Origin of the sequence: Parvibaculum sp. (assembly GCF_035511255.1) — a bacterium.
Lineage (GTDB): Bacteria > Pseudomonadota > Alphaproteobacteria > Parvibaculales > Parvibaculaceae > Parvibaculum.
Window position 1 is genome coordinate 1 of the sequence record NZ_DATKFR010000228.1, and the last position, 14,615, is coordinate 14,615.

Annotated in this window: 13 protein-coding genes; 11 read left to right on the forward strand and 2 right to left on the reverse strand. The window is 65.1% G+C overall.

The features are described 5' to 3' along the window. Together VMR03_RS08875 and VMR03_RS08880 are read left to right on the forward strand one after the other, a co-directional pair. On the forward strand, nucleotides 1-1,207 hold a 1,207-nt coding region (locus tag VMR03_RS08875; RefSeq protein ID WP_325404321.1), incomplete at its 5' end, for a citrate synthase. Then, nucleotides 1,204-1,875 (forward strand): NAD(P)H-binding protein, encoded by a 672-nt coding sequence (locus tag VMR03_RS08880; protein WP_325404323.1) that lies wholly within the window; start codon nucleotides 1,204-1,206, stop codon nucleotides 1,873-1,875. The genes VMR03_RS08875 and VMR03_RS08880, both read left to right, overlap by 4 nt. A 235-nt stretch (nucleotides 1,876-2,110) precedes the next feature. Here the strand turns inward: VMR03_RS08880 and VMR03_RS08885 are convergent, their stop codons facing one another. Further along, the gene (locus VMR03_RS08885; RefSeq protein WP_325404325.1) at nucleotides 2,111-3,289 is read right to left on the reverse strand and encodes an ATP-binding protein; all 1,179 of its coding nucleotides are present in this window, start codon (nucleotides 3,287-3,289) and stop codon (nucleotides 2,111-2,113) included. Nucleotides 3,290-3,443: 154 nt separating this feature from the next. On the opposite strand from VMR03_RS08885, the gene VMR03_RS08890 reads away from it, so the two are divergent. Next, nucleotides 3,444-4,772 (forward strand): MFS transporter, encoded by a 1,329-nt coding sequence (locus tag VMR03_RS08890; protein WP_325404327.1) that lies wholly within the window; start codon nucleotides 3,444-3,446, stop codon nucleotides 4,770-4,772. Between the two features lie 182 nt (nucleotides 4,773-4,954). Here the strand turns inward: VMR03_RS08890 and VMR03_RS08895 are convergent, their stop codons facing one another. Next, entirely contained in the window at nucleotides 4,955-5,860 is a 906-nt protein-coding gene (locus VMR03_RS08895) for a crotonase/enoyl-CoA hydratase family protein (RefSeq protein WP_325404329.1), read from the reverse strand. A 225-nt stretch (nucleotides 5,861-6,085) separates the two neighbouring features. On the opposite strand from VMR03_RS08895, the gene VMR03_RS08900 reads away from it, so the two are divergent. From VMR03_RS08900 to VMR03_RS08935, 8 genes are all read left to right on the forward strand, one after another. Further along, nucleotides 6,086-7,636 (forward strand): AMP-binding protein, encoded by a 1,551-nt coding sequence (locus VMR03_RS08900; protein WP_325404345.1) that lies wholly within the window; start codon nucleotides 6,086-6,088, stop codon nucleotides 7,634-7,636. 86 nt (nucleotides 7,637-7,722) lie between these two features. After that, entirely contained in the window at nucleotides 7,723-8,580 is an 858-nt protein-coding gene (locus VMR03_RS08905; protein ID WP_325404331.1) for an alpha/beta hydrolase, read from the forward strand. 94 nt (nucleotides 8,581-8,674) lie between these two features. Further along, nucleotides 8,675-9,145, forward strand: a complete 471-nt coding sequence (locus tag VMR03_RS08910; RefSeq protein WP_325404333.1) for an OmpA family protein — start codon at nucleotides 8,675-8,677, stop codon at nucleotides 9,143-9,145. A 181-nt stretch (nucleotides 9,146-9,326) separates the two neighbouring features. Further along, a complete protein-coding gene (locus VMR03_RS08915; protein WP_325404335.1) occupies nucleotides 9,327-9,779 on the forward strand; it encodes a MaoC family dehydratase in 453 nt (150 codons plus the stop codon). 244 nt (nucleotides 9,780-10,023) lie between these two features. Next, nucleotides 10,024-10,482 carry a PA2169 family four-helix-bundle protein gene (locus VMR03_RS08920; RefSeq protein WP_325404337.1) on the forward strand — a complete coding sequence of 153 codons (459 nt, stop codon included), beginning with the start codon at nucleotides 10,024-10,026 and terminating at the stop codon, nucleotides 10,480-10,482. Between the two features lie 83 nt (nucleotides 10,483-10,565). Beyond that, entirely contained in the window at nucleotides 10,566-10,985 is a 420-nt protein-coding gene (msrB, locus tag VMR03_RS08925; RefSeq protein ID WP_325404339.1) for a peptide-methionine (R)-S-oxide reductase MsrB, read from the forward strand. A 116-nt stretch (nucleotides 10,986-11,101) separates the two neighbouring features. After that, nucleotides 11,102-13,192 (forward strand): S9 family peptidase, encoded by a 2,091-nt coding sequence (locus VMR03_RS08930; RefSeq protein ID WP_325404341.1) that lies wholly within the window; start codon nucleotides 11,102-11,104, stop codon nucleotides 13,190-13,192. Nucleotides 13,193-13,370: 178 nt separating this feature from the next. Further along, a partial coding sequence (locus tag VMR03_RS08935) for a N,N-dimethylformamidase beta subunit family domain-containing protein (protein WP_325404343.1) occupies nucleotides 13,371-14,615 on the forward strand: 1,245 nt, incomplete at its 3' end.

A 14,615-nucleotide genomic window follows, 5' to 3' on the forward strand; every position in this document is an offset into this window, starting at 1 on the left:
GGCCGCCGCCGAGCTCGGCATCAGCCTGGCGACGCTCTACGCCTATGTGAGCCGCGACATGATCCGCTCGGAGCCCGTGCCGGACAGCCGGGCGAAGCGCTACCGGGCGGAGGATGTGCGCCTGCTGAAACAACGCCGCGCGATCAGCGGCACTTCGCCGGCAAGCCCGCAGGCGGAAGGCGGGCGCGGCGCGTTGTCCGCCGCTCTCAATTTCGGCGGGCAACCCATCCTCGAATCCGCGATCACGCTGATCGCCGACGGCAAGCTCCACTACCGGGGATCCAACGCGACCGCGCTCGCCCGCAATTCGAGTCTCGAGCAGGTGGCGGCGCTCCTCTGGGGCTGCGACGTGCAGCCTTTCACGCGCGATGCGGTTCCGCGCCTGACGCCGCTGGTCGAAAAGCTCGACGCCGATCTCGCCGCCGCGCCGCGCATCGAGCGCTGCCTTTCGCTGCTGCCGCTGGCCGGCCTCGACGATCCCTCGGTCTACAACATGACGGATCGCGGCCTCGCGGCGACCGGCGCCCGGCTGCTGCGGCTGGTCGCGGCCATCATCGCCGGCGTCAAACCCTCCGCCGAGCCCGTGCATGAAGTGCTGGCCCGCGCGCTGACATTCGGCGACCGCCGCGCCGCCGACCTCATTCGCGCCGCGCTGGTCCTCTGCGCCGATCACGAATTGAACGCCTCCGCCTTCACGGTGCGCTGCGTCGCGGGCACCGGCGCGACGCTTTACGCCGCCGTCGAGGCCGGCATCTGCGCGGCGCAGGGCCCGCGCCATGCGGCTTTCACGAGCCGGGTCGAAAGCTTCCTCACCGATCTCGCCCACCGTCAGGACATCGAGGACGCGGTGCTGAACCGCCTGCGCAATGGCGACCTCGTGCCGGGCTTCGGCCATCCGCTCTATCCCGATGGCGATCCCCGCGCGACGACGCTCATCGAAATGATGCGCGAGCATCACGGCGACGACCCGGCCTTCCTGCGCGCCCAGCGCATCATTGACGTGATGTCGGAAGCGGGCGGCGTCCGCCCCAGCATCGATTTCGCCATCGGCGCGCTGACCGTCACCTTGCGCATGATGCCGGGCACCGGCCTCGCGATCTTCGTGCTCGGCCGCACCGCGGGCTGGATCGGCCATGCGATCGAACAATACCGCTCCGGCCAGATGATAAGACCGCGCGCGCGTTACACAGGGGAAGCGCCGAAATGACCAACAGAACCGCGCTCGTCGCCGGCGCCACCGGCCTTGTCGGCAACCTCCTGCTGAAGCGCCTCCTCGCCTCGCCCGTTTACGCGCGCGTCGTCGTCGTGACGCGGCGAAGCCTCGGCCTCACGCACCCGAAGCTCACCGAGATGGTGGTCGAGTTCAAGGCGCTGGACGTCCTGTTCGCGAACCCCGCCATCCGTGTCGACGACGCCTTCTGCGCCCTCGGCACGACGATCAGGAAGGCGGGCAGCCAGCCCGCTTTCCGCCGCGTCGATCTCGATTACGTCGTGAATTTTGCAAAGGCGGCGAAGGCGGCCGGCGCGGCGCGCTTCCTTCTCGTCTCCGCCATCGGATCGAGCGCGCGCTCGTCGATCTTCTATTCCCGCGTCAAAGGAGAGGCCGAGGAGGCGGTGAGCGCGCTGGGCTTCGAGGCGACGCATATCTTCCAGCCCGGCCTCATCATGGGACCGCGCGCCGAACGCCGCCCCGCCGAAGCCGCGATGATGGCCGCGACGCCCTTCCTCAACACTCTTCTCGTCGGTCCGATGAAGATCTATCGCGGCATCCCGGCCGATACGATCGCCGCCGCGATGGTCGCCGCCGCCGCGTCACCCGCGAAGGGCCGCCTCATCCACACCTACGCCTCGATGATGCAGCTCGCACAAGGCTGAGCCGTTAAGCCCTCCCCCCTTGAGGGGGAGGGTTGGGAGAGGGGTAAGCGGCAAGAAAGACTCTTGCGAAGAAATCCCCCCACCCGATCAGCTGCGCTGATCGACCTCCCCCTCAAGGGGGGAGGCAGAAGAAAGCCTCCTTTACCTCCCCTTGAGGGGAGGTCGAAAAATCCAAAGGATTTTTCGGGTGGGGTGCGCTGAGCCAGAGGCTCGCACTGGACGCGTCGTCATTCCCTCACGCCGCATCCGTCTCCGACGTCCGCAATACGCGTTCCGGCGGAAAGAAGGCGCGCACCCGCGTGCCCTTGTCGAGGATGCTTTCGATCCGGAGCCTTCCGCCATGCGCTTCCACCATCGCCTTGGTGAGCGGCAGGCCGAGGCCCGTTCCGGCGCGCGTCCGCGTGAAGGAATTCTCGACCTGCTCGAAAGGCTCCAGCACCTTCTCGATCTTGTCGGGCGGAATGCCGATGCCCGTATCCGCCACCGCCAGTTCGAGCCCGCCATCGGCGCGTTCCGCGACCGACAGCGTGATCCTGCCGCCCGCGGGCGTGAACTTGATCGCATTGGACAGGAGGTTGACCAGAATGCGCCTGATCTGCTGCTCGTCGGCGACCATGCGCGGCAGCTCCTTCGCCACGCGGATGTCGAGCCTGACGCGCGCCGTCTCGATCGACTGGCGCAGCATCCGCGCCACCTCATCGCACATCTCGGCCGGGTGCAGCACATCCTCATGGAGATCGAAGCGACCGGCCTCGATCTTCGCCATGTCGAGAAGCTCGTTGATCATATGCAGCAGATGAACGCCGCTGCCGTGAATGTCGCGCACATATTCGACATAGCATTCGGGCTCGATCTTGCCGAAAAGCTCCAGCCGCATCAGGTCGGCAAAGCCGATGATCGCATTGAGCGGCGTCCTGAGTTCATGGCTCATGCCGGCAAGGAACTGCGTCTTGCTCTCGCTCGCCGCCTCCGCCCGCCGTCGTTGCCGTTCCAGTTCCTCCGCGCGGCGCATGTTGATCTCGGCCATCACGCGCATCAGTTCGACCGACGAGCCGATGCCGATATAGCGCCCGCCCTCGACGACGATGAAGCCTTGCAACGGCGAACTTCCATCGAGATCGACCAGGCGTGCATTGATGTCGTCGCAGCTCGCGGCCGCATCGACCACGACCGGCGTCTTGTTCATCAGCGCCGTGACGGGCTGGCGTCCGTAGATTTCGCGGCCATAGAGCCGCACATAGACCAGCATGAAATCCTGCCGGCTGAGGAGCCCGACCGGGCGTCCCTCGTCGACGACGGGAATATTGAGAAGGTCCGGCTCGGCCAGCAGCCGGTCGAAAACATCCGCGCAGAGAACGCGGGGACCGATCGGCTCGACGGGTTCGGCAAGCGCGCGGGCGGCTGTGATGGGCATCTTGAACTCGGGACTGAACCTCGGGGCCCGTCCCTTATCGCTTCGCTTCCTTTACCGGAGACTAAAACCGCGGCTTTCCGGTAGCATGTCAGAAAAATTTCATATTCGTCCGCGCGGAGACGCGCGCCGGTATGGCAAACAGGGTAATAACGCCATGCGCCAGCGGCACCTCGATGCCGCCGAGCGAACGCAAGGGGACGCGATGGATCGGCCGGGGGGCCCGGCGGCCGAGACCGCCGGCATCAGAGAGAACGAATTCGCCTGGTACATGTCGGGCGTCTGGATTTACTTCTTTTCGGCTGGCATTCAGGGCGTGCTCTTCCCCTGGATCGTCGCCATCGTTCTCCATGAAAGCTCGGACCGCGTCGGCATCGCGCAGATGCTTTCGATGCTGCCGATGATGATCCTCGGCCTTTTCGGCGGCGCCATGGCCGACCGCCGCGAGCTCCGCACCCATCTCCTCACCCTGCAGCTCATCGCGATCGTGCCGCCGGCGGTGCTCGCGCTTCTCATCTGGGCGGGCTGGCTCAGCTATCCGCTGATGATCGGCTACGCCCTCGTTCTCTCGGCGCTCGGCGGCTACATCATGCCCGCCCGCGACGCGATGCTCTCGCGCGTCGCCTTCTCCCGGCCCGGCGCGCATATCCAGCGCGCCGTTGCCCTCGTCATGGGTGGACAGTTCCTCGCTCAGGTTCTCGGCTATCTCATTGCGGGCACCGCCGTCCTCGTCGGCGCGCCGGCGCTGCTCCTGCTGCAATGCGTCGGTCTCGCCGCCGCCGCCTTCACCACCTCGCGGCTCGGCGCCTCGCCGCCCCTGCCGCGGGCCGGCCTGCCCGCCGGCCAGCGCCACTCGCCTTTCCGCGACGTAAGGGAAGGTCTCGAAGCCGTCTGGCGTCACGAGCGCATCCGCCCGGTGCTGCTCTACAGCTTTTTCTCCGGCATTCTTTTCATGGGCGTCTTCCTGGTGCTCTTTCCGATTCTGGTGCGCGACGTCTATCACGGCACCTCCTTTTCGATCGGCTTCCTCAATATGTGCTTCTTCGGCGGCATCGGCTTTTCCTCGCTGATGCTGTCCCGCTTCCGCCCGATCCGCCGCCAGGGCCGGGTGATGATGCTGCTGGGTTTCACCGGCTCGGTCGTCACCGTCATCATGCATTTCGCGCCGCCGCTCTGGGCGGTGAACCTGCTCGCGCTGGTCTGGGGTCTGTCGGGCGGTATCTCGATGAGCCAGGCCCGGGCCATCGTTCAGGAGTCGGCGACGGAGGCCTTGCGCGCCCGCATGCTCGCCGCCTTCCAGCTCGGCTCGATCGGCGGCGGCCCCATCGGCGCGCTTCTGATGGGCTTCATCGCAAGCTGGCTCGGGCCGCTCAACGCGCTCCTCGTGCCCTGCTCGCTGATGATGGTGCTCTGGCTCGCGATCTTCTTCCTGACGCCGCTCTGGAAAATCGAAGCGCCGAACCGGAACTACACGCCCAATCCGTAACCCTCCCCTCACCCTCCGCTCGCCTTGCTCGCTCCTCCCTCTCCCCTCCCGCCAGAGCGCGTCCGTCTCCATCGACGTTCGGGCGGGAGGGGAGAGGGATGTGCAGGCTTGGCTTGGGGCTTGCCCCAAGCCTTAGCCGGAGCAGGGTGAGGGGAGAGAAGCCACTCCCCTCACCGCAAACCTCACTCGTAGTCGCGCTCGTCCCACCACGGGAAGAAGGACGGCATGTCCTGCGACACCTTGTTCGGATAGGTCGCCGGGCGCTTTTCGAGGAAGGACATGACGCCCTCCTTCGCATCCGCCGAGGCGCCGCGCGCATAGATGGCGCGGCTGTCGATCTTGTGCGCCTCCATCGGATGATCCTGCGCCGAAAGACGCCACAGCATCTGCCGCGTCAGCGCGACGGAGACCGGCGCCGTGTTGTCGGCGATCTCGCGGGCAAGCGCCCGGGCGGCGGGCAGCAACTCGTCGGCCTTGTAGACCTTCTTGACGAGCTTGCCGTCCAGCGCTTCCTGCGCGCCGAAGACGCGGCCCGTATAAGTCCATTCGAGCGCCTGGCTGATGCCGACGATGCGCGGCAGGAACCAGCTCGAACAGGCTTCCGGTACGATGCCGCGCCGCGCGAAGACGAAACCGAACTTCGCATCTTCCGAGGCGAGGCGGATATCCATCGCGAGCTGCATCGTGACGCCGATGCCGACCGCCGGTCCGTTGACCGCCGCGATGACCGGCTTCAGGCATTCGAAAATCCTGAGCGTCACGCGCCCGCCGCCGTCGCGCACGGATTCATGGCTCCAGTCGATTTCGCCATTCGGCAGAACCGGCGACGCGGATTTCTCTGGCCGGTCGGTCCGCGCCGCATAGTCGAACGTCTTCGCCCCCGCCGAGAGATCGGCGCCGGCGCAGAAGGCGCGGCCCTCGCCGGTCACGATGATGGCGCGCACCGCGTCGTCCGCATCCGCCTTGTCGAAGGCGTCGATCAGTTCGAACATCATCTGGCCGGTAAAGGCGTTGAGCTTGTCCGGGCGGTTGAGCGTGATGGTCAGGATCCCTTCCGCCACGTCGTATTTGATTGTCTCGTAAGCCATGGTTCCTCTCCCTGTTGATGGCATTTTGCCTGAATTCTTTGCATTCCGCGCCGCACCGCCCCTGCGTCAACTCGCGCATGTTGACGCCGCGGCTTTCTTGCGCTCCTTTTCACCCAAAATGAGAGCCGGCGCATGTCCGGCCCAGATATAACAACGGACCGGCACAAAAGCGAAGTCCGGCGCGGCGGAGCGATTTTCCGTCGTTCAGTATCCCGGGAGAGGACCCTGATGCATCCCTTTATTCACGCGCAGAAGACGCCGTCGAAACCCGCCTACATCATGGCCTCGACCGGCGAGACCGTGACCTTCAAGGAGCTCGACGAGCGTTCGAACCAGCTCGCCCATCTCTTTCGCGACGCGGGCCTGAAGGCCGGCGACTCCATTGCGATCTTCTCGGACAACAACGTCCGCTATTTCGAAATCTGCTGGGCCGCGCAGCGTGCGGGTCTCTATTACACCTGCGTCCCCTCGCGCCTGACGGCCGGCGAGGTCGCCTATATCGTCGGCGATTGCGGCGCGCGCATCCTCTTCGCCTCGAAGGCGCTGGAGCCGGTCGCCGCGCAGCTCGTCGCCGAAAAGCTCATCCCCGCCGTCGAGCGCTGCTATTCGATCGGCGGCGACATCGCGGGCTACAAACCCTATGAGCCGGCGCGCAACGCCTTCCCGACGACGCCGATCGCCGACGAGACCGCCGGCACCGACATGCTCTATTCCTCCGGCACGACGGGCCGTCCCAAGGGCGTCAAACATCCGCTGACCGGCGCGAAGATCGACGAGCCGACGGGCCTCACCATGCTCGCCCAGCTTCTCTACGGCTTCGACGAGAACTCGATCTATCTCTCCCCGGCGCCGCTTTATCACGCCGCGCCGCTCCGCTGGTGCATGACCGCGCAACGCCTCGGCGGCACGATCGTCGTCATGGAGCATTTCGACGCAGAGGAGGCGTTGAAGCTCATCGAGAAATACAAGGCCACTCACAGCCAGTGGGTTCCGACCATGTTCGTCCGTATGCTGAAAATGCCGGAAGACGTGCGGAAGAAATACGACGTCTCGTCGCTGAAGGTCGCGATCCATGCCGCGGCCCCCTGCCCGATCCCCGTTAAACAGCAGATGATCGACTGGTGGGGTCCGGTGATCTACGAATATTACGCCGGCTCCGAAGGCAACGGCTTCTGCGCGCTCAATTCCGAGGAATGGCTCTCCCACAAGGGCTCGGTCGGCAAGGCGCTCACCGGCATCGTCCATATCTGCGACGACGAGGGCAACGAGCTGCCGGTCGGCGAGGCGGGCGTCATCTATTTCGAAAGCGACGCCCAGTTCGAATATCACAACGATCCGAAGAAGACCGCCGAGAGCCGCCACCCGAAGGGCTGGTCGACGCTGGGCGACATCGGCCGTCTCGACGAGGAAGGCTATCTCTACCTCACCGACCGCAAGGCCTTCATGATCATCTCGGGCGGCGTCAACATCTACCCGCAGGAAGCCGAGAACACGCTGGTCATGCATCCCCGCGTCGCCGACGTCGCGGTCATCGGCGTGCCCAACGAGGATTTCGGCGAGGAAGTGAAGGCGGTCGTCCAGCCCGTCGACTGGAACGATGCCGGCCCTGAACTCGAGGCCGAACTCCTCGAATTCTGCAAGCAGCACCTCTCCGCGATCAAATGCCCGCGCTCGATCGACTTCGAGGAACAGCTCCCCCGCCACCCGACCGGCAAGCTCTACAAGCGCCTGATCCGCGACCGCTACTGGGGCAACAAGGATTCGAAGATCGTCTGAAGACGTCCGGCCTTCCTTTTGATGCAGATGCAGGACACTTCCTGTATTTTCGCGTCCCCGACCGAAAATACAGGAAGGCCACGCCGATGCAGAGAACGGAGAAAACCGTATTTCGCGGAACGACTGATCTTGCGACCCAGTCGTTCGGCGACCCGGACCGCCCCGTCATTCTGATGATGATGGGCGCGACCGCATCCATGCTGTGGTGGCCCGACGAACTCTGCGAATTGCTGGCCGCATCGGGCCGCCATGTCATTCGCTACGACAACCGCGACACCGGCAGGTCGGCGACGGGCGCGCCCGGGGAAGTTTCCTACACGCTCGACGACCTCGCGGACGACGCCATCGCCATTCTCGACGGTTATGGCGTCGAGCGTGCTCACCTCGTCGGCATGTCGCTGGGTGCCATGATCGCGCAGCTCGTCGCGTTGAAGGCGCCGTTGCGCGTCGCCAGCCTCACTGCGATCTCTTCCTCGCGCTTCGACGAGGACGATCCGAACCTGCCGGAGATGGACCCCGCCCTCCTCGAACACTTCGCGACGATGGACGCACTCGACTGGAACGACCGGCAGGCGGTGGTCGATTTCCACGTAGAGACGTTCCGCATCAGCGCTGGGCCCAAAGCAAGCTTCGATGCGGAACGGGCGCGGCGTCTGGCCGAACGCGAGTATGATCGGGCCATCGATCCGCGCAGCGCCATGAACCACGCCATGCTGGCGGGGGGCGAGCGCTATCGAGGCCGCCTCGGCGAAATCCGCGCGCCGTTGCTCGTTCTCCACGGCCGCCACGATCCGATCCTCTCCTTCGCCCATGGCGTCCGCCTCGCGGAGGCGGTTCCCTCTTCGCGAATCGTGGAACTCGAAGAGGCCGGGCATGAACTCAACATCCGGGATTGGGAACGGATCGTGGGAGAAATCATCGCCCACACGGCCGCCCGCGGCTGAGACGGCATCCAGGGCCGCTCACCAGCCGGCACGGGTCGAGGATCGTCTGTCACCCGAAATGTGCTAATTTGGCTCACCTGATTCACGGGAGGCGATGATGCACATTCGAGCCTGGGCTCTGGCGGCCGCGACCTTGATCCTTCTGCCTTTGGCGGCGACGACGGGCGGCGCCGACGAAGTCGGCACCTATGGCGGCCATTGCCGCAACAATCAGGGTCAGGGCCGCGCCTTCGGTCAGGATTACTATGTCTATTTCGACACCAATTCGAGCCGCATCAAGCCGGAAGGCCGCGAGCGCATCGAATATGTCTACGGCCTCGCCAAGGGCAAGCAGGCCGGTCAGGTCTGCCTCTTCGGCAAATCGAGCAAATCCGGCAATGCCGCCGCCAATGCCGCGCTCGCTCGCAAGCGCGCCTCGAACGTCGCCCGCGAATTCGAGGCGCTCGGCTGGCCGCGTTCCAAGATCGTCATCGTCTCGGAAGGCGAAGCCTGGGGCTGGCTCGAGGAAGCCCTGACCTCCGATTCCGAAGACGACCGCCGCGTCCGCATGAAGCTCTCGTTCTGAACGCCGTTCGTCTCCCTCCCTTCAGGGGAGGGTGGACGATCCTCGCCAGAGGATCGGACGGGTGGGGAGAGCGGCGCATCGGATTCCCGGTTGGCGTCCAGCGCCCGCGCGGCTAGTTTACCCGCCAACGGGCCGCCCACGGCCCTTTCGAATACTCACAAGACCGAACCGGGAGAGCCATATGCGCACCTTCAACACCGTCGCCGAATACATCGCCGAGAAGGGCAAGGAGATCGGCGTCAGCGAATGGGTCCAGATCGATCAGGACCGCATCAACAAGTTCGCCGACGCGACGGGCGACCACCAGTGGATCCATGTCGATCCCGAGCGCACCAAGCGCGAACTCGGCATGCCCACCATCGCGCATGGCTATCTGACGCTGTCGCTCCTGCCCTACCTGATGGGCAAGGTCAGCACGATCAAGAGCGCGACGCGCGGCATCAATTACGGTTCGAACCAGGTGCGCTTCGTCAACATGGTACCGGTCGGCTCGAAGGTCCGCGCCCGCGTGACGCTGAAGGACGCGCAGCCGAAATCCGGCGGCTACCAGCTCACCAACGAAGTGACGATGGAGATCGAGGGCCAGGAAAAGCCCGCCATGGTCGCCGAAACGCTGAGCCTCGTTTTCGAATAAGCCCTTCGCGCCGAAGCGGTTCCGCCGCGCCGTTCCGCTAGTCGCGGACGGCGCGGTTTCTTTTTATGCAGGATGGACCGCCTTGAGCGATCCTCGCCGGAACCTTCCGCGCGCCCATGCGCTTTTCTTATGTGACCGTGCTCCGAAGGCGCGGCACCGACAAACACCGCTTCACATTTGCCCTGTCCCGTGGCCGCTTGCGCGGTCGACGGACGCTCTTGTGCAGCCTGAAGGGAGCTCCCGCATGACGACGGACGTGAAACACGACATCAAGGTTCTGAACGAGCTGATCGAAACCACGCTCGACAGCGCGCATGGCTATCAGGACGCGGCGAAGGATGCCAGGAACCCGGCCTTCAAGTCGCTCTTCGAGCGCCGCGCGATGCAGCGCAAACAGATCACCGCCGAACTCCAGAACGAAGTGCGCAAGCTTGGCGGCGAGCCGGAAGACGACGGTACCATTCTCGCCGCCGCCCACCGCACCTTTCTCAACCTCAAGAACAGCGTGACCGGCGACGACAAGAGCGTCGTGAACGAGGTCGAGCGCGGCGAGGACCACATCAAGGCGAAATACGAAGCCGCCCTGAAGGACAGTGCGCTGTCGGCGCCGGTGAAGCAGACGATCACCACGTCCTACGTCTCGGTCAAGGCCGACCACGACCAGATGCGCGATCTGAAGCACGAGTTGAAGCTCGCCTCCTGATCCGGCTTTTCATCTTTGCTCGACGACGCCCGCGAGGTTATCTTCGCGGGCGTCTCTTTGACTGAACCGGCGGGAGCTTTCCAATGACCGACAAGCCCAGGGTGGTGAAAAGCGAAGAGGAATGGCGCAGCGAGTTGACGCCCGAGCAATATAAGGTGACGCGCGAAGCCGGTACCGAACGCGCCTTCACCGGCCCCTGGCTCGACGAGCACCGCAAGGGCACCTTCTTCTGCGTCGCCTGCGGCGCGCCGCTCTTTCGCTCCGAAACGAAATATGAAAGCGGCTCCGGCTGGCCGAGCTTCTTCGCCCCGATCGAGGATGACCTCATCGAGGAGAAGGAAGACGTCTCTCATGGCATGCGCCGCGTCGAGGCGCGCTGCGCCACCTGCGAAGCCCATCTCGGCCACGTCTTCCCCGACGGCCCGGCGCCGACGGGCCTGCGCTTCTGCATGAACGGCACCGCGCTCGACTTCGAACCCGACGACGAGCAGGAAGCGCCGTAGGAGATAAAACAAGGTGTCACCCCGGGCTTGTCCCGGGGCCCAGGGGCCGCGCGCTCCGACCTCGGCCTCCCCTGGATCCCGGCATAAAGCCGGGATGACAACAGAAAGAAAATCCCATGATCCTCACGCCGCCCGCCGTCGCGCCCGTCGCCGACAAGCATCCTGCAACGGATACGCATCACAGCCACACCCGCACCGACGACTACTCCTGGCTGCGTGACGAGAACTGGCGCGAGGTGATGCGCGATCCGGCGGCGCTGTCGCCGGCGATCAAGGCCTATCTCGACGCCGAGAACGCCTATACCGACGCGACCATGGCGCCGGTCGCCGCCCTGCGCGAAACGCTTTTCGCCGAGATGAAGGGCCGCATCAAGGAGGAGGACGCTTCCGTCCCCTCGCCCGACGGGCCTTACGCCTACTACCTGCGCTATGCGCTGGGCTCGCAATACGCGATCTTCTGCCGCAGGAAGGACGACACCGAGGAAATCCTGATCGACGGCAACAGGGAAGCCGAAGGCGAAGCCTATTTCCGCATCGGCGATGTCGATCACGCGCCGAACCACGATCTCGTCGCCTGGTCCGCCGACCGCAAGGGCTCCGAATATTTCACGATCCGCATCCGCGACACGGCCACCGGGAAAGACCTCGACGACGAGGTGCCGGACACGTCGGGCGGCATCGCCTGGGATGCGACGGGCCGGAGCTTCCTCTATGTCCAGCTCGACGAGGAGCACCGTCCGCTCAAGGTCTTCCGCCATGTCGTCGGCACGCCCGCCTCCGCCGACACGCTTGTTTATGAGGAAAAGGACCACGGCTTCTATGTCGGTGTCGGGCGGACGCAGAGCGGCGAATACCTTCTCATCGACACGCATGACCACCAGACGAGCGAGGTGCGCATCGTTCCCACCGATGCGCCGGAAACGCCGCCGCGTCTGGTCGCGCCGCGCGAGCACGGCGTCGAATACGATATCGAGCACGATGCCGATCGCGCGCGCTTCCTGATCCTGACCAATCTCGGCATCGCCGAGGACTTCAAGATCATGGAAACGCCCGTCGCCGCGCCCGAGCGCGCGAACTGGCGCGATGTCGTCGAGCATCGGCCGGGCACGCTGGTGCTGTCCCATGTCGCCTATCGCCATCATCACGCGCGGCTCGAACGGCGCGACGGCTTGAGCCGCATCGTCATCCGCGATCTCGCCGACGATGCCGAACACGAAATCGCCTTCGCCGAAGAGGCCTACGATCTCAACCTCTCCTCCGGCTACGAATACGACACGACGCGCACGCGCTTCTCCTACAATTCGATGACCACGCCGTCGGAAGTCTATGACTACGACATGGGAACCCGTGCCCGCACATTGATGAAGCGTCAGGAAGTCCCCTCCGGCCACAATCCCGACGATTACGTGACGCGGCGCATCTACGCCACGGCGTCGGATGGCGAGCAGGTGCCGATCTCGCTTCTCTATCGCAAGGAGACGAAGCTCGACGGCTCCGCGCCCTGCCTCCTTTACGGCTACGGCTCCTATGGCATCAGCATTCCGGCCTCCTTCTCCGTCACCGGTCTCTCGCTGGTCGATCGCGGCTTCGTCTATGCGATCGCCCATATTCGCGGCGGCAAGGAAAAAGGCTATCGCTGGTATTCGGATGGCAAGCTCCTGAAGAAGCGCAACACATTCACCGACTACATCGCCGCCGGCGAGCATCTGGCGAAGGAAGGCTTCACGTCGCGAGGGCTCATCGTCGGGCACGGCGGCAGCGCCGGCGGCATGCTGATGGGCGCCGCCGCCAACATGGCGCCCGATCTCTTCATGGGGCTGATCGCCGAAGTCCCCTTCGTCGACGTGATGGCGACCATGCTCGACGCCTCCCTGCCCCTGACGCCCCCCGAGTGGCACGAATGGGGCAATCCGATCGAGAGCAAGGAAGCCTACGAATACATGGCGTCCTACAGCCCCTACGATAACGTCCGCCCACAGACTTATCCGCATATCTTCGCGCTGGGCGGCCTCACCGATCCGCGCGTCACCTATTGGGAGCCCGCGAAATGGGCGGCGAAGCTCCGCGCGCTCCGCACCGACAGGAACCTCACGCTTCTCCGCATCAACATGGAAGCCGGCCATGGCGGCGCCCCCGGCCGCTTCGAACGCCTGAAGGAAGTCGCCCTCGTCTACGCCTTCGCGCTGGCCGTCACGGAGAAGGTCTGAGCGCCTTCGCTTAACCCGTCGCCAAGAGCCCTCCCCCCTTGAGGGGGAGGGTTGGGAGGGGGGTGGCCACACAGAAAGCACCCGAAGAAGCCCACCCGACCTCCGGCGCTTGCGAAGCCCACCCCTCCCCGTGTCTAATCGGCAAAACGATAGTTACTGATACCGTTGAGGAACACCGATGAGCAACTGGATCTGGGGTTATTCGGACCGTCTGAGCGCGCGTCCGGGCGAGAGCGTCGCGCTCCATCTCTCCGCGACCGGCGGCGTCTGCGATATCGAGATCGCGCGCCTCGCGAAAACCCGCACCATCGTCTTCGAGCAAAAGGCCGTGACGGTCGGCGAACATGCCGCGCCGGAAAACGCCCATATCCACGGTTGCGGCTGGCCCGAAGCCTTCCGCTTCACCGTCGGCGACTGGAAGAGCGGCTATTACGAAATCCTGCTCAAGGGTGCCGACGGCGCCGTCGGCCGCCACATGCTGGTCGTCAAATCCGTGACGCCGAAGGCGCGCGCCGTCATCGTCCTCGCGACCAACACCTATCAGGCCTACAACTGGTGGGGCGGCGCCAATACCTATGTCTGGATCGGCGGCCCGACGCCGGCGCCCATCCCCTCCGACGAGGCAACGCATGTCGTCGCGGCACGCCTCTCGAGTGCGCGTCCCTTCCCCGCCGGCATGATGCAACCCGTCTCCGAGAAGCACCGCATCGTCAGCGAGACGCGTCGCGGCTTTCGCGAGCGCGCCATGCCCGGCGAAGTGATCCACGAAGTCCTCGCCGGCGGCCAGGGCTGGGATTGTCCCGCCGGCTTCACCGACAAATGGGAACATGCCTTCGTCGCCTGGGCGGAAGACGCGGGCTACGAACTCGATTACCTCACCGATTACGATCTCGAAGTCGAGCCCCGCGCCCTCGATGGCTACGCCGCCGCGCTCTTCATCGGCCACAGCGAATACTGGAGCATGAACGAACGTCTCGAAGCCGAGCGCTATGTCGACGCCGGCGGCCACGCCGTCATCCTCTCGGGCAATTCCTGCTACTGGCAATGCCGCTGGGAAGACGGCGGCAAGAGCTTCGTCGCCTACAAGGGCCGCGCCGAGGACGAAGACCCCTTCGCCTCGGACCCCGCGAAACGCCACCTCACTTCCGGCCTCTGGTCGAGCCCCTGGGTCGGCCGCCCCGAAGCCGCGCTCACGGGCCTCTCCTTTCTCTTCGGTGGCTATCACCGCTTCGGCCTCTGCGTCTCGCGCGGCATCGGCGGCTACACGGTCTGGAACGAAAACCACTGGGCGCTCGAAGGGGCGGACCTTTATTGGGGCGACGTCTTCGGCGACGATTGCCGTCTCGTCGGCTACGAGAATGACGGCTGCCCGCTGACCTTCGGCGAAGACGGTTTGCCCCGCGCCGTACCGCGCCTCGGCGTG

Bases quoted from the DNA above. Each gene is read 5' to 3' on its own strand.
- VMR03_RS08880 (WP_325404323.1), top strand. From the start codon at position 1,204: ATGACCAACAGAACCGCGCTCGTCGCCGGCGCCACCGGCCTTGTCGGC.
- VMR03_RS08885 (WP_325404325.1), bottom strand. From the start codon at position 3,289: ATGCCCATCACAGCCGCCCGCGCGCTTGCCGAACCCGTCGAGCCGATC.
- VMR03_RS08890 (WP_325404327.1), top strand. From the start codon at position 3,444: ATGCGCCAGCGGCACCTCGATGCCGCCGAGCGAACGCAAGGGGACGCG.
- VMR03_RS08895 (WP_325404329.1), bottom strand. From the start codon at position 5,860: ATGGCTTACGAGACAATCAAATACGACGTGGCGGAAGGGATCCTGACC.
- VMR03_RS08905 (WP_325404331.1), top strand. From the start codon at position 7,723: ATGCAGAGAACGGAGAAAACCGTATTTCGCGGAACGACTGATCTTGCG.
- VMR03_RS08910 (WP_325404333.1), top strand. From the start codon at position 8,675: ATGATGCACATTCGAGCCTGGGCTCTGGCGGCCGCGACCTTGATCCTT.
- VMR03_RS08915 (WP_325404335.1), top strand. From the start codon at position 9,327: ATGCGCACCTTCAACACCGTCGCCGAATACATCGCCGAGAAGGGCAAG.
- VMR03_RS08920 (WP_325404337.1), top strand. From the start codon at position 10,024: ATGACGACGGACGTGAAACACGACATCAAGGTTCTGAACGAGCTGATC.
- msrB (WP_325404339.1), top strand. From the start codon at position 10,566: ATGACCGACAAGCCCAGGGTGGTGAAAAGCGAAGAGGAATGGCGCAGC.
- VMR03_RS08930 (WP_325404341.1), top strand. From the start codon at position 11,102: ATGATCCTCACGCCGCCCGCCGTCGCGCCCGTCGCCGACAAGCATCCT.